This window comes from Asticcacaulis benevestitus DSM 16100 = ATCC BAA-896, from assembly GCF_000376105.1.
Classification (GTDB): domain Bacteria; phylum Pseudomonadota; class Alphaproteobacteria; order Caulobacterales; family Caulobacteraceae; genus Asticcacaulis; species Asticcacaulis benevestitus.
This window is the reverse complement of sequence record NZ_AQWM01000020.1, coordinates 1-23818: the sequence shown is the minus strand read 5'-3', so window position 1 is coordinate 23818 and position 23818 is coordinate 1. Positions and strand designations below refer to the sequence as shown.

The 23818-nt window shown below is 56.5% G+C and carries 12 protein-coding genes; 8 read left to right on the top strand and 4 right to left on the bottom strand.

Annotated elements, in window-relative coordinates; genetic code table 11:
* The first annotated feature begins 27 nt into the window (after positions 1-27).
* The 3 genes from B060_RS0116345 (at position 28) to B060_RS0116335 (ending at position 11433) form a co-directional block, all read left to right on the top strand.
* On the top strand, positions 28-8991 hold the full coding sequence (locus tag B060_RS0116345) for a YDG domain-containing protein (RefSeq protein WP_018082882.1): 8964 nt from the start codon (positions 28-30) through the stop codon (positions 8989-8991).
* A gap of 473 nt (positions 8992-9464) precedes the next feature.
* Entirely contained in the window at positions 9465-10892 is a 1428-nt protein-coding gene (locus tag B060_RS0116340; RefSeq protein ID WP_018082881.1) for a hypothetical protein, read from the top strand.
* Positions 10893-10926: 34 nt separating this feature from the next.
* Positions 10927-11433 carry a hypothetical protein gene (locus B060_RS0116335; RefSeq protein ID WP_018082880.1) on the top strand — a complete coding sequence of 169 codons (507 nt, stop codon included), beginning with the start codon at positions 10927-10929 and terminating at the stop codon, positions 11431-11433.
* 57 nt (positions 11434-11490) lie between these two features.
* Here the strand turns inward: B060_RS0116335 and B060_RS0116330 are convergent, their stop codons facing one another.
* The 3 genes from B060_RS0116330 to traA all read right to left on the bottom strand — a co-directional run bounded on the left by B060_RS0116330 (position 11491) and on the right by traA (position 19977).
* Complete coding sequence (locus B060_RS0116330; RefSeq protein WP_155847757.1) at positions 11491-16206, bottom strand: NACHT domain-containing protein; 4716 nt, start codon at positions 16204-16206, stop codon at positions 11491-11493.
* A gap of 211 nt (positions 16207-16417) precedes the next feature.
* Positions 16418-17035 (bottom strand): DUF6118 family protein, encoded by a 618-nt coding sequence (locus B060_RS0116325; protein WP_018082878.1) that lies wholly within the window; start codon positions 17033-17035, stop codon positions 16418-16420.
* A gap of 17 nt (positions 17036-17052) precedes the next feature.
* The gene (gene traA, locus B060_RS0116320; RefSeq protein WP_018082877.1) at positions 17053-19977 is read right to left on the bottom strand and encodes a Ti-type conjugative transfer relaxase TraA; all 2925 of its coding nucleotides are present in this window, start codon (positions 19975-19977) and stop codon (positions 17053-17055) included.
* Between the two features lie 171 nt (positions 19978-20148).
* Here traA and B060_RS0116315 point away from each other — a divergent pair, with 171 nt between their 5' ends.
* The 5 genes from B060_RS0116315 (at position 20149) to B060_RS26665 (ending at position 23415) form a co-directional block, all read left to right on the top strand.
* Positions 20149-20478 carry a conjugal transfer protein TraD gene (locus tag B060_RS0116315; protein WP_051081101.1) on the top strand — a complete coding sequence of 110 codons (330 nt, stop codon included), beginning with the start codon at positions 20149-20151 and terminating at the stop codon, positions 20476-20478.
* A 16-nt stretch (positions 20479-20494) separates the two neighbouring features.
* Positions 20495-20758: a conjugal transfer protein TraD gene (locus B060_RS0116310; protein WP_018082875.1), complete on the top strand. Its 264-nt coding sequence runs from the start codon at positions 20495-20497 to the stop codon at positions 20756-20758.
* Positions 20759-21399: 641 nt separating this feature from the next.
* Complete coding sequence (locus tag B060_RS0116305; RefSeq protein ID WP_244874635.1) at positions 21400-21942, top strand: RNA polymerase sigma factor; 543 nt, start codon at positions 21400-21402, stop codon at positions 21940-21942.
* A gap of 89 nt (positions 21943-22031) precedes the next feature.
* Complete coding sequence (locus tag B060_RS0116300; RefSeq protein WP_035423374.1) at positions 22032-22949, top strand: HEPN domain-containing protein; 918 nt, start codon at positions 22032-22034, stop codon at positions 22947-22949.
* A gap of 241 nt (positions 22950-23190) precedes the next feature.
* Complete coding sequence (locus B060_RS26665; RefSeq protein ID WP_081606898.1) at positions 23191-23415, top strand: helix-turn-helix transcriptional regulator; 225 nt, start codon at positions 23191-23193, stop codon at positions 23413-23415.
* A 193-nt stretch (positions 23416-23608) separates the two neighbouring features.
* Here B060_RS26665 and B060_RS0116295 read toward each other — a convergent pair.
* A partial coding sequence (locus B060_RS0116295; RefSeq protein ID WP_018082872.1) for a transposase occupies positions 23609-23818 on the bottom strand: 210 nt, incomplete at its 5' end.

The following is a 23818-nucleotide window of genomic DNA, read 5'->3' as shown; positions in this document are numbered from 1 at the left end:
GCGCAAGCATTCTTCGAGGATTACCCAATGTACGATCACGGTGGCATGAACCGGTTTTACCGTCTGGTGTGGAGCGAGTCTAAGGGTTGCTATATCCCCATTCCGGAAGTCTCGCAGAAGCGCGGCAAGAGGAAGGGCGGCCTCTTCGCCAGCCTGGCTGCCGCCGCCTTGGCCCTGCTTTCGGCCGCGACGGGTGCACTCGCAGACCCTGGAGGGGTGTCGCCAGCCGTTCAGCCAACACCTGTGATACGCACTTCAGAGCCGCAGTCCGCAGTCCTGCCGACCGGCGGCCAGGTCGTGGGCGGTCATGCCACAATCACGCAATCCGGCAACACCCAAACCATAAACCAGACGACGCAGAACGCCGCTATCGATTGGCAAGCCTTTGATATCGGCAAGGATGGCAAGGTTGTTTTCAACCAACCTAACGCCTCGGCTATCGCGCTGAACCGCGTGCTTGGCGGCGATGCTTCGAAGATTTACGGCGTCCTTCAGGCCAATGGACAGGTCTTTTTGGTCAATCCCAATGGTGTTCTGTTTGCCAAGGGATCGCAGGTCAGTGCGGCGGCCATTATGGCATCAACGCGCGATATCTCTGTCGAAGATTTCATGGCGGGCAAATACCGCTTTTCCGGCACCGGCAATGGCGCGGTCATCAATGAAGGCACGCTAACCGCCGGTAAGGGCGGTTATGTCGCTCTGGTTGGCGCGCAGGTCATCAATGACGGCGCCATCACGGCGGCTAAGGGTGAAGTGCGTCTGGTTGCCGCTAATGATGTGACGATTCGTCTCGATACCGGCGGACTCGACTTGACGATTGAGCAGGGCGCCTATGACGCTCTGGTCAGCAATGGCGGCGTGATCAAGGCCGACAGCGGACGTATCTATTTGACATCGGACGCCTTTGACGCTCTGGCCAAATCCTCGGTCAACAATACCGGTATCATCGAAGCCTCAAGCCTCGCGACGGTCGGCGGCAAGGTCGTGTTAACCGGCGATACCATCACCCTGGCCGAAGGTAGCCGGATTGACGCGTCGGGCGCCACGGGTGGTGGCACGGTTCTGGTCGGCGGTGGCTGGCAGGGCAAGGACGCGAGCATCAGGAATGCGTCGACGGTTCTGGTTGCCCCTGACGCGGTGATCGATGTCAGTGCTCGCCAGTCAGGTGACGGCGGTACGGTCGTTCTGTGGTCGGAAGATCGCACTGGCTTTTACGGCGATATTAAAGCCACCGGCGGCGCGCTAGGCGGCAATGGCGGCAAGGTCGAAACCTCCGGTCGTCTTCAGCTTCAGGCCATGGGCGCGGTCGATGCCAGCGCCGTGAGTGGCGAAGCGGGTAAGTGGCTGCTCGATCCGGTCGATGTCAGCATCGTGGAGGCAGGCGCCAGCGGTACGGCATACAACGCCGACTACGATCCTAATGTTAACTCGGCTATATTGGCCAGCGCCATCGACGCTTCGTTGAACGCGGGGACTGCGGTCACCATCACGACCGGCTCAACCGGTAACTCCAACGGTGATATCAATGTTAATGCGGATATTCTGAAATCGAGCGGTGAGGCCGCAACCTTAAGCCTGCTGGCGGCAGGCGACATCAACATCAATAACTCGATATCCAGCACGAGTAATCGCCTGAACGTCGTCCTGACTGCCGACAGTGACAATAACGCGACCGGCAATATTGCATTCGGTTCAAACGGCAAGATCCTGACCAATGGCGGCAACTTCTACGCCGGTGCCTTATCAGGTTACAACAACACCAAAAGCGGTCAGGACTTCACGATGGCTGCCGGCAGCCAGATCGATGTCGGCGCAGGCGGTTTCTTCGATATCTCTGTGAACGGCATAGTGTCGCTGGATGCGAACAGCCTTCTTTTCCGGCAATCCACTTATCCGGTCTATTATAACGATGGCGTAAATTCGCAGCGCGGTTCCGGTCTGGCCATTAATGCCGGATCAATCCTCAGTACGAGCTCTGGTACTGATGCCAACATCGTGGCGCGTGTTGGCGTAAGTCTGAATGCAACCGCGGGCGATATCGGTTCATCCGTTCAGGCCATTACCCTTTCGGGCGGTGATCCGCTTAACGCTGGCAATGCCTACGGTTCACTGAGCGTATCCAATAGCGGCGGCAGTTCGTGGGTGAAGGAGATCGGTGCGCAGCACTCGACGCAGCTTAACGTATCGATCGGCAGTCAGGTCAGCAGCGAACACCATATCAATATTCTAGCTGATGCCAATAACACCGGTGGCGGACATGTAGATCTGACAACGGACGGTGCGGGCGTCCTCCAGGTGGCGACGAATAGCATCGGCTTAAGCGGTTTCGCTCCTGACACCTACGACGGCACCTATCCGATCAATCTTACTCTGTCGGCAGCCGATATCAATTTTGCCTCCAGCGCTGTTGATATGGGCTCGGCCAGCCTGACCGTCAGTGCCACGAACATCACCGGCACAGATGATGGCGTCGCGGATATTGTCGGGGGTAATATAACCCTCAATGGCGGCAACATTGGCACTTCGTCCAACCCGCTGGAACTGGCTGATAATTATACCGAAGAAGGTCTCTACCAAGGGTCGCTTAACGTCTATAATTCCGGGGGCGGCACCTATGTGAAATCAGTCAACGACGGGTTTGGCTACATCACGCTTGACTACGCCAAGGCGGCGGGCACGCATTCGATTCTGTTTAGCGGTGGCGATCATATCGATTTTACCACGGACGGTTCGGCCATCGTAACGCCGACGGTTTCAGGCGGGGCGTCAGATGGCGCGACATTCGGTTCTACCACTGGCATTGACCTGTCGCGCAACTTCAGGAGTCTTACGCTCAATGCCCGTGATGGCGATATTCTGTTGGGTGATGATTCCATTCGCATGGGGGCCGGCGCCACGTTGTGGGGCGAGTTCTACAATACCAATCTGACGCTTGGCATTACTCGCTTCAACGCCACAGGTGTCATTGCGGCGCAAAATCTTTATGACAGTGGCAATCCCATCGCCCAGATCACCGGCGGTGATGTCACCTTCAACGTCTCCAACGATCCGACGCCGACCGCCTCCACCCTTGGCGCCAATGGCTATGATATCCAGATCGCGGAGGCGGCGGGTGTCGAAAATGCCAAGCTCACCGTCAATACCCAGCAAGGCAATGTCAACATTCAGGAAGTGACGCAAGATTACCTGAAGTCGGTGAACATCTCGCTGGGTCTGGAGCAAACCAACCAGACGATCGCCATCGGCCTGATCGGCGATGATGATATCAACTTCTCGGACGACGGCACAGAACTCATCGTCGGCGACAACAATACGGTGCTAGGCTATAATTCCCGCAACTTCAGCCTCAACGCCAGCCAGCGCACCATCCGCCTCGACGAAAGCACTGCATATGGTGGCGGCGATTTCAGCCTTTATGCGAAAATTCTTGAACTGAATGGCGGTCTCAGCAGAAGTGGCAGGGACATTTCACTCACCGGTACGCATGGCATAGACCTTTTGACCTACGTTTATATAGGTAGCGGCAGTTTTCAGGGGCAGTCCGGAGCGATCAGCCTCAATACCAACTATGCCAGTTACGGCGGCTCCATTTCTTCACGCGGCGGGTCCTACGGGCTGAACCTCAATGCGAGTTCAGGTCAGGGCTTTGTGGGCAGTATCAGTCTCGGCGATATGATTGACAATCGGGCCGGTTCCTATCTTTCTGACCTTAGGTTGGATGCCTTTAGCTCACAGTATGCGCCGGGTGGGCATGCGCCCCAATATGGCATGATTAACCTCTATGCCCGGCAAGTGCTCCTTGGGGGGAGTTTCTGGGCGAAAGGCACGACCAATGTCGGCTATAACAATGTCGATTTCGTTATGGATACAGATGCCAGCAATAATGCCATGTTCGTTGGCGATATCAGGTTTGATGGCGAAGTCACCCATCAGGCAGATCGTGCGGCCACGTTCGACGCCTCGGCTTCGCAGTTATATGCTCTAGCCGGGTCCGTTACCCTGGGAGGTCAGAATTCTACCTCGGAATTCACGGCATCAACCCTGACCATAAGTACGCTGGGCCTAACGGGCCCCTACCCCGACCCCAACAACTACAACAACTACTATAATTATAGCCGCCAGATAAACCTGGGTGTGGTGAAGACCAGTGGTGCTCAGAGCTATTCGGCACGTGATATCAACCTCTGGGGTGATCTGACCGCAACCAATGGCGCCATGACGTTTGATGGCAGCTTGCGTGCCAACAGGTCGCTCACCCTGGATTCGGGCAGCGGCGCCATGACGATTGGCAGCATTGCGGGCTTTAGTTACATGGGAAACGTCGCCCTCACCATCGGCAAGAGTGACAACACCAGTTCCGGCAACCTTTCCATCGGAAATATATATGGCGCAGCGGGATATCTCGATACACTGAGGATCTATTCGTCAACCGACCGTGCGATAACCTTGGGTGACATCGCCACCGAAGGTGCCCAAACCTATAGCGGCGGTGTCATTACGCTTACCGGTGCGCTCAGCACCAATGGCGGCAATATCACTTTTGAAGGCGATAGTACATTTGCCGCCACCAATAGCAATATCAGCTTCTTTACGGATCGGCCCAATGATGAGAACGGTCCGAACGACGCCGGCCAACTGACCCTGAATGGAAAGGCGTTGAATGGCACGGGTGCGCTCACTATCGACACGACGGGCTATGACGGCGGTGCGAATGCCGACCTCACCATAGGCAATGTCGGGGCTACAACGGCCTTCTCCAGCATCGATATCAAAGCCGGAGGGGTCACGGTCGACAACACGGTCCGGTCGAGCGGCAACATAACCATCGAAGCGCGTGGAAATACGGCTGATATCAACCTCGGCAGCGGTGCTGGCAATGTCCAGACGACGGGTACCAGCAACACTATCACGCTTGCCGCCGGTCGCAACTTCGTGAACAATCGTGGAGCGGCCGGCATCGGGCTTGGCACCGGTAGTCGCTATCTGGTCTATTCGGCCAATCCTACATTCACGACCGAGGGCCTGACCAACTATAACAAGCACTATAACGAGACCTATACCGCCGGTGCGAGCCCATCGTATGCCGCCAGCGGCAATTGGTTCTTCTACAGCAGAGCGCCGGTGATTTCGGTTGTGAGCAACCTAAGCTCAATCGTATATGGGGCGGCTGATCCGACCGTTACGCTTGGGGCGGGCAACTATTCCGGATTCATCGACGGCGACACGTTTGCCAAACTCACCACGAACCAAACTCTGACACTGGGAGCACCGGGTACGCTTTCGGGTGCTGGAAAACGTCAGGTGGGCACTTATGCCTATGTACTCAACGGCACGGTGACCGATAGCCTGGGTTATCAATATGCCGCCTCAAGCGAAAATATTGACGTCACCAAGGCCTCTATCGCCGTCACCGGCCTCAGCGCCGTCAATCGTGAATATGACGGCACGACCGATGTATCTTTGACCGGCACTGCCGGAGCGGGCTCGGCTCAGCACGGCGATGTCCTGACTATCGACGCCAGCGGTATTACGGGCTCAATTAGCGATAAGAATGTTGGTGCCGGCAAAGCCGTCACCGTCGCCGGTAACGGCGTCCTGAGCGGTGCAGACGCGCACAATTATGATCTGACGCCGCCCATCAGCCTGACGGTGGAAGTGACGAAGAAGGCATTGTCCATCACAGGCTCAGCCGTTACCGGCAAAACCTATGACGGCCTAACCTCGGCTAGCATCACTGCCGGCACTCTTGACGGACTGGTTCTCAATGAAGAACTGGGCGTATCGGCGTCGGGCGCTTTTGGGAACAAGACTGCCGCTAATGGCAAATCAGTCCTCACGACCTATACGCTCTCCGATGGCAATCATGGCGGCCTGGTCAGCAACTACCAACTGGCCGGCGAAACCTTGTTGGGCGACATCGCCAGGAAGGCCATTTCTGTTGCGGCCACAGGTACGAACAAGACCTATGATGGTTCGAACGCGATTGCAGTTACGGTAGCCAGCAGCGACATTCTGAACGGCGATACGGTCACGTTCACCGGCGCCGGCGCGATGGCGAACAAGAACGCCGGTCAGGCCAAGACCGTGAGTGTTTCCAACATTGCCAGCACGGATGCCGATGCCGCCAATTATGACTTCAGCACCACGGCATCAACGACGGCGGATGTGGCTAAAAAGACCATTTCGGTTGCCGCTACGGGCACGAACAAGACCTATGACGGTTCGAACGCGATTGCGGTTACGGTAGCCAGCAGCGACATTCTGAACAGCGATATGGTCACGTTCACCGGCGCCGGCGCGATGGCGAACAAGAACGCCGGTCAGGCCAAGACCGTGAGCGTTTCCGGAATCGCCAGCACGGATGCCGACGCCGCCAATTATGACTTCAGCACCACGGCATCAACGACGGCGGATGTGGCGAAAAAAGCCATTTCGGTTGCCGCGACGGGCACGAACAAGACCTACGACGGTTCGACTTCGGCGAATGTCACCATTGCCAGTAGCGATATCATTCAGGGTGACACGGTCACCTTTACCGGTACTGGCACCATGGCGAACAAGAATGCCGGTCAGGCCAAGACCGTGAGCGTTTCCAATATTGCCAGCACGGATGCCGATGCCGCCAATTATGATTACAGCACCACGGCATCAACGACGGCGGATGTGGCGAAAAAGGCCATCTCTGTAGCCGCGACGGGCACGAACAAGACCTATGACGGTTCGAACGCGATTGCGGTTACTGTAGCCAGCAGCGACATTCTAAACGGCGATACGGTCACCTTCACCGGCACTGGCGCCATGGCGAATAAGAACGCAGGCACAGGTAAACTGGTCAATGTCTCAGGCATCGCCAGCACCGACGCAGATGCTGCCAATTATGACTTCAGCACCACGGCATCAACGATGGCGGATGTGGCGAAAAAAGCCATTTCTGTTGCGGCCACAGGCCAGAACAAGACCTATGATGGTTCGGCGACCGTCTCCGTTGGATTGTCATCGAACGGCATTGTCAATGGAGATACGGTGACGTTCACCGGCACTGGCGCGGCGTCTGACAAGAATGCCGGTCAGGGCAAGACGGTCACGATCGGGAGCTTCGCGACCATGGGATCCGATGCTAGCAACTATGATGTCACAGCGCCTGTTGCCACCACGGTCGATGTCGCCAAAAAAGCGATCACGGTGGCAGCCAGCGGCCAGAACAAGACGTATGACGGCTCTACCTCGGTAGGTGTCGATCTGGCTTCTGCCGGAATTATCGATGGTGACACGGTAGCCTTCTCGGCTACGGGGACGGCTTCCGACAAGAACGCCGGTCAGGGCAAAACGGTCACGATGAGCAACTTCGCCGCCACGGGAACCGACGCTAGCAACTATGATGTCGCAGCGCCAACAACTGCTTCGGTCAATATTGCTAAAAAATCGATTACGGTGACAGGAATCGGCCAGAACAAAACGTATGACGGTTCGGCCGTGGTCGGTGTCGATCTGGCATCAGACGGTATTATCACCGGAGACACTGTAGCCTTCTTCGGTAACGGCAATGCCGTCGATAAAAATGCCGGCGCGGGTAAGTCAGTTGCGGTATCGAATATCGCAGCTTTGGGCAGTGACGCGGGTAATTACACCTATGCCTCGACCGGCACAGCTATAGTTGACATCGCTAAAAAGTCGATCGTGGTCAACGCTCAAAGCGGTGACAAGATCTATGATGGCGCAACCTCCGTCCTTATTACACTGTCATCTAATGGCATTGTCGACGGCGACACCGTGACCTTCTCCGGTCGGGGTGCCACCTCCGATAAGAACGCCGGCCAGGACAAGGTGGTTATCGTGAGCGATATTACCGGGTCCGGTACGGATGAAGGCAATTACGCCTATAACACTCAGGCCTTGACCAAGACCAATGTAGCCAGGAAGAGTGTCGCAGTTGACGCGGAAGGCGTAGATAAGATTTATGACGGCTCAACGTCCGTTTCCGTAGTCCTGTCTTCTAGTGGTATTGTCACGGGAGATGCGGTCATCTTCTCCGGTGCAGGCAGGGCCTCTGACAAAAATGCGGGCAATGGCAAGGCTGTTGCGGTCGCTGGCATCCTTGCCTCAGGCTCTGATGCGGGCAACTATATCTACAGTGCGACCACAGCCACGACCGTCGATTTCGCCGCGAAATCGGTGGCGGTGACGGCCAGCGCCCAGGGCAAGACCTATGACGGTTCGGCTCTACTTAATGTCTCGGTTGCGTCCAATGATATTTTGGAAGGTGACCAAGTGGCTTTCACCGGCAGTGGCTCGGCTTCGGATAAGAATGCCGGTACGGGTAAAACTGTCTCAATCAGCGGGATTGCGGCAACGGGTTTGGATGCTGGCAACTATGTCTATAGCACCACGGCGACTACGACGGTAGACATCGATAAGCGCGCGTTTGATGTTACCTTGCAAGGGCCGGTCTCGAAGACGGGCGACGGTTCGACGACCGCCATTTTGACCGCGGGCAACTATAAGCTCGGTGGTTTGGTGGCTGGCGAATCGATTACGGTCAATCAGACGCTCGGCCAGTTTGTCGATGCCACGGCGGGCAAGGATAAGATCGTAACGGCCCAAATTACGGCGGCTAATTACGAAGCTGGCGCCAATACGGACTTGGCGAACTATAGACTGGCGGCTTTCAGCCTTTCGGGCAATATGGGCGAAATTATCAATTCGACATCTCCGGGTTATACCAGTGCCATAACAACAGCGGTCAACCCCGTCGTGTCTTCGCCAGGCACAACCTTCACAACACAAATCGGCACGTCGGGTCCCGCAGTCAGCACGGGCGACGGCGACAATGCCGTGGCCACTTCGGATGAGGGGGTTAAATCTACGCAATCGACCACATTGCCGCCGTTGGAACGTGACTCTCTGACCTTCCGTCGTACCTTTGCCATAGCCGATGGCGGCGTTCGACTACCTGATGGTGTCAGCGACAACGACATTGAAAACAACAAGTAGGCTTGGTGAAATGGTCGTCGGCGGATATCCTCCCCGACGACTTTACACACTCATAACGAGTCCTTGTGACGCACTGTTTAAGAAAAAACTCTTGTGTGAACTCACAAGATTTCAATAATAATCAATTTTATCAGCACCTTATCGAAGGCCCGCCTAAGCAGGAAAGGACTGCAGCCTTTAAAATAGTCAATTGATTCAATTTTCTATTAGAAGGTGCGGTAACTAAAGTCCCCCCAAAAGTCCCCCCGAGTTTGCGTGCTGGTTCTTAAGACAGACTCAAAGTACACCAATGTGGCCTTTGGTGTCCACCGGTGTTCGCACTGGTGCGCAGCATGTGCTCCAGTTGTCGACACAACTCAACATTCGAAGATTTGCCTCCTTCAAAACTCATTCAACGAACATGTCATCTCTAGAATCGGGTAGACTGCCTTTAGCCAAAAACCCTCCGCTCGGCGTGCGCGCTGGTTCGAAGAATGAGTGAAGTTATGGGACATCGTAACGTGCAGGGACAATCGCATCTGGATATTGTGAGCGGGATACTTGCGGAACTCGCGCGTATAAAAGGGAAGTCGAGACGCGAAATCTCGGAGGCTGACAGCTTTATTCTACCAAGAATGCTCTATGTGACCGAGAACAAGGGGATCATTATCAACGCCAAGATCGACTCGCTGATTGCCGGTCTGGCGTTAGGTATCAAATCCAACTCAGATAAGATGAGGCATAGCTTCTCCGACAAGGATATCATCGGCATTGTGCGGGATGCCATAGGTCCCGCACTAGCTGGAACCGACCTGGCGGCGGACAGAGAGGCGAGCGGGAAAGCTGTTCTCGCTCGGATTAAAGAGGCAGTTTCCGCCTCGACACCTTCCGACGCCGAGCACTATTTTGGAACGACCTTGTTTGGTGCCGACGGTTTCACCCCTCTGAGAATTGGCCCGGTTGTTTTCGAGACGAAAAACGCTTGGCTCGATCGAATTTCGGCTAACCCCGCAGTGTCGAAAACCACCCATGCCCGTCTCAAGCGCCTGTTTGCCCGAAAAAAGATCAAGAAAAGGAGGCCAGGTTACGATGCGTCGATCGAGTGGGGCATTATTGAGGCGGTGGGCGAAAGTCCCTATATCTGTAGTGTCGCTGTCCGTGGATTGGCTTCGAACATTGCGGAAGAAAGAGCTGCGCTTGCTGCCCGTCTCGCCCTAACCGCTATCGCCTTGAATTGGGGCACACCATCTACAGCCCTGAGCGGCCTCAATCTGAGTTACGACGGCGATCACGCGCAACGCTTCCATCTATCCTTCACTCAAACGGGACGTTATGCAATGGGTGGGAGTAGGATTCACATGTCGTCCGCGCCGTATATAGATTCTGAGGATTGGCAATCGAAAGAGGACATCAGAACCCAGCAATTCTCAATGGTTGGACAGGTCTTGGACTATTTGGTGTCTGCAGACCGAACCACTGCGCGTCCTCACATGATGGCGACGCTTTGCCAGGCTCTGCTGTGGTTTCATGAAGCCTGTCGAGACGGAACGACCCTTATGTCTATTGTCAAATTCTGTGCCTGCATGGATGCCCTTGGCACTGCGCGGCAGGAGGCCGGGATCCGCGACTTGTTGGAAGCCCGTTTGGGTATAAAACCCGACGACAAGATCACGGCAAGCGGCATCACAATGAAAAAGCTGGTTGCCCAGATCTATGGTGAGGGGCGTAGTCAGACGGTTCACGGCGCCAATTCGAGATTCGACCATGACTGGTCGACAATGAAAAGGCAGGCTGAATCGCTTGCCCGTCTGTGTCTGCTCGCCTCGCTTCAATTCGCTTTCCAAAATCCTGACGTCGTCTCGCCGTCTGAGTTGTCACGAAAACAGAAGACCGCAAACCCAACGGTTAAGGCGCAACATTGAGCGCGATTGTTTCTTGAGATGATAAGGTCCTACAATGGAAAAACACTTCTATGATTTGCCCGTATATCGTTTGTCGGAAGAAAAATATTATGAACTGGCAAATCAGGAACTCGATGCGCGTGACCAGAAACAGCAGGCGATCCTAGCGCCCCATCCTGTGCCGGATTCTTACCGTTCTAGGATCGAACAGCATCGATACGACAAATATGGCCCGTGGCGTTTTAATGAAATCCTAGGTTACATCCGCCTCTTTTTTCTAGGCAGTCAGATACGCGGAGAATATTTCAGCGCGGAGAAGCAGCAGAATCGGCTCAGTCGTTCTGGGAAAGTGTTCACCTACCGAACACTCAAGCTGGCGCCGGAAATTACAATCTATCCGTTGGATGCCATGTCCGATGCCGATATTTACGCGGCCGTGCAGGCCTATATCTCGGACTGCAAGAAAGAGTTGACCAGGGAGCGGGTCATCGACGACAGTCTGCTGGAGGCCATAGCCCCGTTCGTTAAATGGCGTGAGCTAATATTGGGTCTGGGAGAGTAGCCTGCTGAGGTCGACTCGCGAGGCGCCGACCTGAAATTCTACCGGCATTGGACCGGATTATGCCCGCCGTAATGAAGCGGTGGCTGCTCGGTCGGCATCGCTGCTGCCGGCATCCAGCAAGGCTTCATAAACATCCATTGCGCGCGTCCGTATTGCACCGTCCGTCCTTTGCAATGCGATCGCCGTGGAGACGAGATGCCTGGACGAGGCTCCATGACCGGTTTCATTGCGCCGCGCCACGTCTAGGTCGAATATCCTCTCGCAGACATCCATGACAACCTCCGCGTGGCGAGGATTCGAAGAGAGCAACTGTACCTGTTCGAAGAAATGCGGAACGCAGCATATCTGCAGAACGGTTGGGTTTTGCGCGATCGCGCCAATGAGCGCGCCTGCTCTCGGCAGGATCCTCCCATCCCGTAGATTGGCAAATGCTGTCGAGATGGCGTGCGCCTGGTCCTCAGTGGCGTTAGGAATAAAGCGGACCAGTACATCCGTCGCCTTTACATGAAGATCTGGCTCCTGCCAGGCTTTTGCGTAGACCAGCAGAGCGCCGGTAAGGGCAGGTGACGCGCCGCCAGCCAGAATCTGTTGCAGTATGGTGGTGCTGTCGTCAGTGCCTTCACCAACGATCTCCATGCCGGCGGCATGTTCGCCGGCCGCCTGCTGGAACATTCTGTCTCCGCTACCGAGCCACAACTGAACGGTATTGGTCAGTGTCCGAGGTGGGAAAAGCAATCGCAACTCCCAAAGCGTTGATATGGACCGCTTCAACTTGAGAATATCGGGATGCTTTTCGAACAGGCTGCCAAAGAACGCCTGGACCTTTTCTCGATCAAGATGGTTGTAGAGATCAACGGCGCGGAATTTCAGGAAGACAGCCCAATTGGCGGGATCCTCCGGGTGATCTACGCGGCGGGTGAGGGCGTCCAGCCAGCCGGAAACGTCGGCGGGCTCCCGGAACAGGAAGCCGGCCTGAAGCGCGTCCATCAAAGTAAAATTGCCCTGAGGAAGTATCCCGCTACCCCAGTTGTTGAAGATCAACGATTGGACCTTTTTCTTCTGGGGCTCATTTCTCCGAGCATTGGCATCATCCAGGTTTTCTCTTCTGATCCTGCGCTCGAGGACTTCGGTCGGGTCCACCAGAAACCAGGACTCCAGCATAGAAATATCGGAATTCGACAGTCCTTTTGCCTTTCGCGCCAGCGCACGTAAGGCCCAAGCCGCATCTGTCCGCCAAACCTTTGACGAAAAGTCTTTCGCATCGAGGTCTCGAATGAGTGCCAGGACAAGGTCGGTGTCGACGTTGTCATTTTCGCTCGCCTGCCGGACTAGCTCCCCCGCTGCATTTTCATGACGGCCAGCAACGAACCAGGTACGCGCCATTTCAGCGGCGCGCTCGGTATGCGATTGGGCGAACCGTCCAAAGGCGTCCGATAGTTGGGAAACCCCGCCACTCAGTCCGCGCCTGTTCGAAGTCCGTTCATCGGTTTGATCGTTGACTTCGTCCAGAAGCTTGAAGATGTCCGCATTGGACGCCTTACCCATTAAATCTGCGCCCATTGGCGAGCCAACCACCTGCGCCATGCCAAGGTGACGTGTTCTCGAGTTGAAGCGCGGTTGCTTTTGCCGCCATTCATTCAGTTGGCGTTGCCGCCGACCATCCAACGTGCCGTCAGGTAGCTTGTCGAGCAGTTCCAAGCGATGTTCATCCGCCCACTGAATCCGCTTGAGCCGTATAGACGGCTCTTCTTTCCGTTGGGCGGCTTCGGTTTCGTATAAATTCCAGCCTTCGATGTAATCGACCAGCCTTGTCAGCTCGGCTGTTTCGAGGTGAGGCGCGATGGCTTCGATCAGGATCTGGCTTGACCAGCCAAAAGTGAGATGTCCGACGTTGCGCGTATCCGTGCGGTGAGCGTTCCCACAATAAAGGCGCCGCGGATCGCTCAATAAAAGGTCCAGCGCGCGAGACGCCAGAACAGGCGCGCCCGCCGCCAAGGCTTCCATCAAAATTGACTGAACCTGGTCTACATCGATGGCTAGATGCGGCGATATCAATGCGTAGAATGCCTCGGGCACGTCCCGAGCGATTCGATCCAGTGCCCGGCGCAATACGGGATAGATTCCATTGAGCCGGCCATCATAATCCCAGTCCCAGCTCACGGTGGCAGAACTCGGATAACTGAGGCGGTATCGGTTGGCTTCTTTCATGCCGGCACCGGCTTGGTGAATAAACCAGGTCAGAACGACTTGTGAGAAGCGCAGGGGATCGTTTTCCGCCAATGTATCGAGGCTGTGAATGCCACCTTCCAAACGGGCATTACTGCTTGCGGATTGAAGAAATATCCCAACCATATCGATGGCGTTGGTCGACTGTCCGGCTTCGATCAGATTGGCGATATAACCCTCGAGCTCAAAGTCGAGGGAGCTGGATCTGGCGAAAATCTGTCGAACCCGCGCAGTGACCTGCGGTGACCAGAGTGCCGAACGCCAAAAAACCTGGAATACGTCGCTATCGCGATCGTCATTTGGCCAGTGGTGCGAGATCAAGCGCAGAACCGCGTCGGCATCTACTCCCGCTTCGCTGACCAGTAGTAGCATTGCTTGCCACCTCAGCTCCGGCGTATTCATGATGATGGGCAAAAATGGAAGCATATGTTGGCGCCAGGCGCTCCAGTGGCGCCTTAGATTATAAAGCGCGCGCCTGGCCAACGCAAAATCGTCTTCGACGAGATGGTAGATGGCGGTGATTTCATACGGCAAGGGACTGATCTGATCGGATAGGACATCGACAATGAGATGTTTGAGATGACGCCGCGTCTTTTCATCAAACAGGAGCTTGGCGATTGCACTTTCATAGGCGTTGACGTTATGGCGACGGAACCGTTGCAGGCCTCGCAAGACGCTGGCGCGCGAGAACAGACCATCCTGTCTGGCCCAGGCATAGGTGCAAAGCGTCTCCGCTGTTCCAAACGCCTTTGCCTGGAAGTCGTCCAACCATGATTGATGACTGAAACCCACTTTATCATCGCGACGGACTAGGAGACCTGCCGCCACGGTCAGGTTTATCGCGCGCTCGTCCTCCACGTAACGGTCGATAGGCAGCCACAACTCTTCCGCTTCGGTCATGTCGGCCGAGAGACGCTTGAGAAAGCGCATGACCGTTTCCCTTTCTGACACGGAACCCAGCTTCGCCGAGGCCAGCCACTTGTCGAGCAGTGTGCTCTCGGCAAAATCGATCGGCGTGTCCGCCGGCGAGGCAATGTCGACATAGAGCTTCAGCGCGAACGGCCGACGTAGGGTTTCCAGAATACCAGGCGGCAGGTCGTTGGACAACGACAATGCCGAGAGCAACGCCTTTACGGCCTCGACCGATGGATGTGCCAGGGTGACTGCTTGCGCCCTAAGCATCCCGAAGCGCGCATCATGGGCGGCCTCGAAGGGTCGCGACGAGACCAGGATGTGAATGGGTAGGGTGTGCCGATCGCGAGACGAAAACCGACTGGCCAATTGGAGTAGAGCGGTCATTCGGTCCGATTTGAAATCCATGACCTCACTGACCGCGTCGAGCTGGTCAATGAGAATAACGACCGGGCCGGCGTGGGCGAGAAGCTCGATCTCGTCCTCGATTGGAGCCTTGCAACCCAGCTCCCTGGTCAGATCGTCGATGCTTGCAACGGATGCCGACAAAAAATCCGCCTTGATTGCGAAAACCGCGATGCTGTCGTCTTGCAATCTCTGCGTCAGGTCCGCGAAAAGAGCTGATTTGCCGACCCCGGCGTCGCCGATGACAAGTGTGCGGCCGCTCGGCTTTTCCTTTATTCTTGACAGGAGGGCTTCGAGCTCAGGCCTCGGGATATGTTGATCCTTGATACTATTGGGCCAGTTTGCCATGCCCTGGGAAGATGTCAGAGCGTCGGCATGGGCTTGATCCATGTCCACGCCAGAAGGCGAGGAAGAAATCATATCGAGAAGGTTTTGAAAGGTCTGGGAGCCCAGGCTATATTGCGTAGCCTTGCGAAAACCATGTAGAAATGCTTCGGCATCCAATGTGCGGTCTGTCGGATGGATCACCGTCCTAAAAATATCGCCGAGCAGAACATCATATGCGCGATCCGCCGCTTCAGCGGTCGATTTGACTTCGTCTCTGCGAAGGATAAGCGCCTTTCTCCCGCTTTTTTCCACAGCGTCCGTGTCGGGCATCCCGCAGGCGAACACCAACTTCGAAATCAATTGGGTGAATAGTTCATCATCCGAAGACTCTTTCAGGAACGCTCCGAGATTGCCGGATGAAAACCGGCACGCAAGCGCACCGCGCAAAGCCCGCAAGTTTCCTTGCCCGGCTGAAACGTCCGTCCAGGCTTGGATGCCAGGTATTCCACTCGCGAGCGGTTGATCTCGTTCCTTACCAATTTTGGATGTCGTCAGGTAAGTGAGATAGACTTCGCCATCGGGGTTTGACTCGCGCAATTTCCAAAGGCTCTCTATGGCCTTTTGCACTCCGGAAGAATTTAGCGTCACGCGACCCGAATTCATCGTGTCCTTGACCTGAACCGTATGTAATGCACTCTGGGAGGCTTGGGATTCGCGTGCGATAACCGCGTAATCCTCAGCAACCTCTAACCGAAGCAAGTCGCCAGGTTTTAGCTTCATCCAAGCGGCAAGACTCTGGTGAAGTTGGTAGATATAGCCACGTAGAGGGGCAACAGCTTGGCGTCGCTGTTCCCCCTTTGGCAGATTCCAAGCATTGTCATCGAATCGATCAAGAGACATCAATATGGCGGACCTGAATTGACTTCCATGGTCTAGGAGAAGAGCGACTGCAGGTCTCCAAGTTTATTGCCTTTGTTTATCCTGAAGCGATATGCGAAGGCTCGTCAATACTTTCAATAGTTCAATCCAATGTACTGGCGCAAGACAAGTTCTGACCCGGTGACCAGAGTCTAGGGTGGATTTGTAATAAGGTTGGCGATGTGACCGCTGTAAATTAAGAGCCGCAGTCGGTCGAGGTCTTGGTTCGGGCTTGGGCAGGCAAGGTATCCCTGACTTCAGCCCATTGATCAGGATCGGCCGAAGCCATTAATTGCTGGCCAGCCTCCCAGCGATCTTTGCCTAAAAGCCAAGCCGCGCCATGCTCGGGGAAAGCCCGTAAACATCCAATCGTCAGTATAATGGCAACAAAAGCGCCCGCACCGGCCGCAAAGGCGCTGAACCGCAAGACTTCACGGTCCTGATCGTCAGCCTTTCGAGCGCTCGCAATCCAAGCAGACAGGTCACGGTTGGTGTCCTTGAGGGCTTTAGCCGCCTCCGCGATGGTCCGTTGGTCGGCCGCCCGCGCGTCGTTCCCGGCCTTGCTCATCTGTTGCGCTATTTGCTCGGCCGTCGTTTTCACAATGGGGCGCTGTGTCAGCCAGTTCAATGACTTCGCCGTCGCGATCAGACTATCCGCCATCGTCCCAAGCGTCTCACTGTAGTCAGGTGCGGCGCGCTGGTCGGCGGCCATACGCTCGATGCCTTTGCGCATAAACGCCACCTCGCGGCGCAAGTCCTCGAAGGCCTCCGCTGGCGACTTTGGCTCCGGCTCAAGCTCTGTATTCTCAGTCATATCAGTTTTCCTCTCTGCTACATGCCAATGCTGATGCCGCGTGAAGGCTCAAGGCCGATGCTGGCGCCAAGCTCACTCGACAGTTTCCGCTCCATGTCCCATCCGGAGCCGCTACTACTGAGGCCCAGGGCCAGGCGTTGATTGCGCAGGAGTGACTCCATCTGCGGATCGCGCTCCAGCGACTTGGCCATGGCGCCCATCTGATCGCGGACATGGCTCGCCGTGGCTGTGTCGCCTGAGCGCTCCGCCCCAACCCGGCGCGCGTCCATCTGTCTCCAGTCATCGATGAAGCGATCGGCCCGTTTCATGGGATCGGCCCTGATCTCGGCCTCCATCTGGAGCACGCGGATGGATCGATTTGTGCGTCCGGCGGCGGCCTCGCTGGCCATGGAGGGATCGGCGCTATAGGCCCGCTCCAAGTCGTGGACGGCGTGCTTGTCGAAGGCCTTCAAGCCCTCACGCGCCTTTTCAAGGGCGGATCTTTGGTGTGGGAGCACTGGCAGGTCCTTGTCGTGCATGCGGAAGATATCGTTGGCGGCCCCGGCATGGCGCTGGATCGCGCTGCGGCGCAAAGTCTCGCGGTCTTCGCGATAATCCGTCGGCTTTGGCTGTGGTGTGTTCGAACGTTGCCCAAGGTCGAGGCCATCAAACATACTGCGCACTTTGTCCGGCACCTGGCGGATGATCTCGACAATGCGTTCCCGCAAAGTTATGCCGCGTCGCTCAGCGAAGGCCTTTGCCCCGTCGTGGTCCAGTGCCACGTCTTTCGACCGCTCACGCGACAGGGTGCGGCCGAGCCGGTTCAGATCGTCGAAGTCGTCGCGGCCATAGTTCAGATCCACACTGTCACGATGGCGGGAGAGGGCGACGTAACTCGAATGGCTATCGAGGCCCGGCGTTGCCAGAACATGCGCCCGGTCGATGGTGACGCCCTGGGATTTATGGATGGTGACAGCGTAACCGTGGTCGAGACTGTTGTAGTCCTTCAGATCAAACGCCACCGATCGACCATCGTCGAGGCGAACGGAAATTTGGTTTGGCTCAACAACTACCGCCGTGCCAAGCGTGCCGTTCCTGACGCCACCTTTGTCATCAAGCCCGCGCTCATTCCTGAGGAACAGCACCCGGTCTCCGGCGGCAAAGGTACGGTCGCCACGCTCGACCTTGATGTCGACATCGTCGCCCAACTCACCGCGTGCTTTGAGACGATCACGCGCCAGAGCGTTCAGGGCCTGCACTTCGTCATTGGTGTGCGTGAGTATCAGCCGTGAGGCCTCGGGGGTATCAATCCGATCCTTGTCCCAGCGCTTGACCAGCTCTTTACGAGCGTCCTCGCGCGTTTCCGCCTCATGGACATGGCCGTGGTCAAAATAGGCATACACAGCTTGCGTCGTACGACCGGTAGCGAGGTGGCGGGTGGCATCGCGCTGCCAGTCTTCGTGCTGACGGCGCACCTGCGTGATCTCGACACCGCCGTGGCGCTCATGGATCGCGCGGAAGGCCGCACCAGCCTCAATCGCCTGGAGCTGCTCCGGATCACCCACCAGCACGACCTTGGCCCCGGCCTCGGCCGCGGCGGACAGCACGCGCTCCATCTGGCGGCTACCGACCATGCCGGCTTCATCGACCACGAGGACATCACGCGCCGTCAGTAGCTCACGGCCCTTGGCCCATTGATGCTCCAGGCTGGCGATGGTGCGTGATTGAATGCCCGAACCGCTCTCAAGGTTCTCGGCAGAAATGCCGGACAAGGCGGCGCCTCTGACGGTGTAGCCGGCATCCTCCCACGCCTCACGTGCGATCCCCAGCATGGCGCTCTTGCCGGTGCCGGCATAGCCGACAACGACACTGAGACCATCGGCCTTTGTGACATGCGCGAACGCGGCGTTCTGCTCATCTGACAGGGTGAAGCCGCGCGCCTTGGCGCGCTCAAGGGCTGCCTTCCGCTGATCCTCCATCACGCGATGATGCTCACGCGCCTTCATCAGGTCCGCCGCCCGTTGCAAGCGCTGTTCAGTCTCGATCATGTCGCGGCTGGTGAAGCGCTCATCGCCACGCCCATCCTTGCCCAGTTCGACCAGATCGGGTGATTGCCGCACGGCGGTCATGACGGCGTTGAACTGATCGGCGCCGTCGGAATGGCGATGCACGAACATGGCCAGGTCGCGCTTTGTGAAGGTCGCCTGAGTGTGGGTGATGGCGTCTAAGGCGATGTTTGGGTTGGCGAGTATCCGCTCGCCATTGCGGTAAGCTATATCGGCATGATCCTCGATGCGCTCGGCCTCAAGACCTTGCGCCTCCATGCGGCGGGCCGCCGCGCCGATCTTGCCTTGTGGCTCCAGATCGATGCCTTGCTCTTCGAGTGTACGGTGATCGATGCGGGCGTCGATATCGAGTTCGATAAGACGCTGATTGACATGCTCGGCCCAGGCCTCGCGCCAGTGCTCGACCAGCTCAACGCGGTTCCAATCACGCACCTTGGGGCCGAAGCCGTCTTCGCTGACCTCGCGCATGGTGAGCATGACGTGGGCGTGGGGTTTGGGCTGGCCGTCTGCGCCGATGTCCCAGTGCACATTGAGGTCAGCGATCATGCCCTGATCGACAAACTCGCGCTCGACGAAATCGCGGGCCAGGTCGATGCCTTGGCTTTGAGTCATCTCACGCGGAATAGCGAACTCGACCTCACGGGAGAGCTGGGCATCCTTGCGCTTCTCGAAGGCCTCGACATCGTTCCACAGCCGCTCGCGGTCCGACCATTCCGGGGGGGCGTTGTCGGGGAGCATGACCTCGGAATGAACGACGCCGGTCTTGTTAGTGAAGTCCTGGGGGCGATCCAGGCGTTCATCGTGCAGCCGCGAGGCCGAACGATAGGCAGCCGAGGCCACGGCGCTGGAGCCGGCCGCTCGGGAAATCACTTTGACGGAGAGATGATATATCGCCATGGCGACATACCAATTACGCTGAAAAGAGCACGTCGGCACGACGTATAAGCGCGCCCTCCCAAGATTAAATCTCGGGATGGACCGGGCCGTCTCACTGCGTTCCGGTCATTGTAGAGCCAACCGCAACATCCTATCCTATAATGGTCTCAAGCTCAAATGCAGGAGATGGCTATGCGTAAACCGAGGGACTTCGATGCGGAACTGAAGGCACTGAACGATCGTGCCAGGATGTTGAAAGACCGCAAGATCCGACAGCTTGGCGAACTGGTCATCGCGACCGGTGCTGACGCCCTCGACATCGACACACTGGCGGGCGGATTGCTGGCCATGGTGAAAGACACCAAGGCTGAACGGAAGGAGGGATTGCGTAAAAGCGGGGCGGCGTTCTTTCGGGGAGGGGGACAGGACGAAGCTGGGAGGGGACCTGAAACGAACCCTGCGGCGACAGCAGAAGCTGACGGCCTTACGCAACCGTTTGAACTTAAGCCAAGCGAGAACTGACACGCGGGAGTGGGTGATGAAACGGCGCGAACGGACCCGTCATCTGATTGAACTGGGCGGCCTGGTTATCAAGGCAAAGTTGGACGATCTGACGAGCGATGATCGCACGGTTCTGTACGGCGCGTTTCTCGCCCTGGCCGCGAAGCTCAAGGGCGGGGAGGGGGCAGCCAATGTCGAGGTCTGGCGTAGAACCGGAAAGCGAGCTTTCGACACCGAGGCGGAAGAGATTGCGGCGAGGGCAGGTGACGTGCATCGGGCCTATGAGCGCGGTCGACGGTAAAAGAACCGCAGGTCAGTCTCTTGGAAACAGCCTGTGAGGTGCCGGGCTGTCTGTCGCGCCTCAAGCCCCGGATTTACCGAAAGGGTCGGTAAATCCGCCTGACGGTGTAGGGCTTGACCCGCGCCCGCCAGCCCGACAAGCGGCCACCATGTCCGTAAGCGGGAGCGTGCCCGCATACGGACATGACATTGACGAGAAAGAGGGTGATGTCATTGTGCCACGGTGACGCGGTGTCAGAAAGAATGCGGGCGGTTCCGATTGCGGTATTGGTACACTTGCGTTATGGTTGATTCCGGAGTTGCCACATGCAGCTCTGGGGCGTGGAAACCCCGTAAGTAAGCTGGTTTGGTGATCGTCCAAAACGATTACACTTCCGCTATGAGCCGTAAGATTTTGCCACTACAGTGCGCGGATAATGCCCGTCTGCTGTCCGGTAGATCGCGCGTTGAATCATGACGGGGGAGCTTTTGGCGAATGTCCAGGCGCGCAAGTGCTAAAGGCCAAAGGGATCGGGCTTACTCGGTTTTCCAACTCCCCCGTCACCAACGCAGATGCGGGCCTGACACCTGAGCGCAGGCCCCGTGGAGGTCAAGGCAATGGGTATGGAAGGCACAAGACCACATTGGTTCACGGAAGCGCTTATGGGACGGCAGCTCTGCTGGTTTCATGACTATGTGTCACCGCACCAGGCGGAATACCTGTCACTTGCGCGGCGCTTGAGCGACAGCACGCGAACGGCGCGGCGCATTGTCTCGGAAGCAGAGGTCGAGCTGATATCCTGTGATCACTGGCAGTACATCATCGACCCTCGGCGCTACATGCTGCGCCTGATCTTCGATATCGCGGTACACAAGTTCAGACAACTTCAGCCGTCGATCAATGCCTACATCGCACCGACACCGGTCGATGCACCGGTACGGTCGGAAAGGCGGGCAGATAAAGGCATCGTCTTAAATGCCCTCGACCGCGTCCCGTCACTGTATCGTCGGGTCTTTCTTATGCGACGGGTCAAAGGCCTGACGACAAACGAGATCGCCAAACACCTGAAACTGTCGCCAGCCAAAGCCATGCAGCGTCTTGTCACAGCAACGGTCATGTTCTGCAACGCGGTGGACCAAGAAACCTGCGTGCCAGCGCGCGCCTGCGCCCTGACGGATGGGTATTTGCTGGGCGACGACGGCTAGCATCATGCGTCCGCACGACAGGAATGGAATACCACTGCATTGATCCATTAAGCGAAGTGGTGCACAAAGAATCCAACATAGAGACCGCCATGAACACCGACAAACTCGACCACCTGCCGGACACCAAACGACGCGAACTGGAACGCGTGGTAAAGATCCTGTTCGACGAGTTCGAGGATGCGACCAAGACGGCGCTTTCCCCCAAGCGCAAGGCAGGGCGCATCCTCAAGGTCATTCTCTTCGGTTCTTACGCGCGTGGCGATTGGGTGGAAGACCGTCTGAGCGGCTATCGATCCGACTATGACCTGCTCGTCGTCGTCAATGGCCAGGACTTTACCGACCTGCATACCTATTGGGACAAGGCGGATCAGCACTTTATCCAGGAACTAACCGTCACCCAGCACATCAAGACCCCGGTGAACTTCATCGTGCACAGTCTGGACGACGTGAATGACCAGTTGGCCAGAGGCCGACCGTTCTTCTCGGACATCGCTCGTGATGGCATCCTGCTGTACGACGCGCCGGGGCATCCGCTTGCTAAACCGAAAGCACTGGAGCGAAGCGAGGTCGCCATCGAGGCCAGAGCGAATTTCGAGCAATGGTCAGTTAGCGGCCAAGAGTTCATCGAAGCGGCGGAGTTTCATATTTCTCGTGACCATAGAAACAAGGCCGCGTTCAATCTTCATCAAGCAACCGAAGCATTTTACCATTGCCTTTTGCTCACTTTCACTCTGTACAGCCCGAAGAGTCATCGGCTTTCGGTCCTTAGATCCCAAGCGGAAAACCTCGACGACAGTCTAAAGGGTATTTGGCCATCCGACAGCAAGCTTCATCGCCAGGCGTTCGACCGTCTCCGGCGCGCGTATGTGGAGGCGCGATATTCAGCAGATTATCAGGTCACGGATGAAGAGCTGATCTGGCTGGTGGAACGTGTTTCGGCGCTTCAGGCTGTTGTCCAATCTGCCTGTGAAAGAAAATTGTCGGCCCTGAATGCTGGTCGCTCATAGTAAATGTTCACAATTACGGCGAACTGTTTGTATTTGGGACGTAATGGGACGGTCGCTCTCGAAATTGTTACCTTTCCGATTCCTTCTTATTCTACGCTAAAGTACGACTGGGGCGGACTTAGACACCCTGCAGACCCGTTCTTGCACTAATTGGCTCCCTGGTATCTTGAATTTCTCGGAAAATTCCATCAATTTTCTTAGGTGATGCCGGCGCATCCCGTGGAAAATTGGAGAAGCCATAATGTCCTCACCCGACCGCATAATACGATTGAAGACCGTTTTGGACCGTACTGGTCTCAGCCGCTCAACCCTCTATCGCAAGATCACAGAGGGAACATTTCCGCCCCAACTGAAAATCAGTGTCCACGGCGCTGGTTGGCATGAGTCGAGCATCAATCAGTGGATCGCGGACCCGGTGAGGTGGCATGACACATCTGTTTATGAAAGTTCAAACACTAGCGGGTGAGAGTATAGGGGGCCGGAGACGAAATGATGGTAGGAGAGCGTGGAAGCTCTGAACACGGATGATTGCATGAATCGGCCCGCCCTAAACAAGGGGGCAGACAAAATCGGAGAAGGAGAATCCTTGATCGTGTCCCGGTACGTGGTGTAACTGAGCGCCTGGCTTCAGTGTTTTCCGAACAGGTCCGGGTTTGTCGTCAGTTGGCCACTGCTGGCATGCTGAGTAGTGGATCATCGCTCACTTGGGCGATGGTTTCAAGGGTGATATAGCGTCCGCGTTGAACCGCCCATTCATCGTTTTGTTCGAGCAGGATTGCGCCGACCAGTCTGATGATGGCGTCATCGTTGGGGAAGATGCCCACGACGTCGCATCGGCGTTTAATTTCACCGTTGAGCCGTTCGATAGG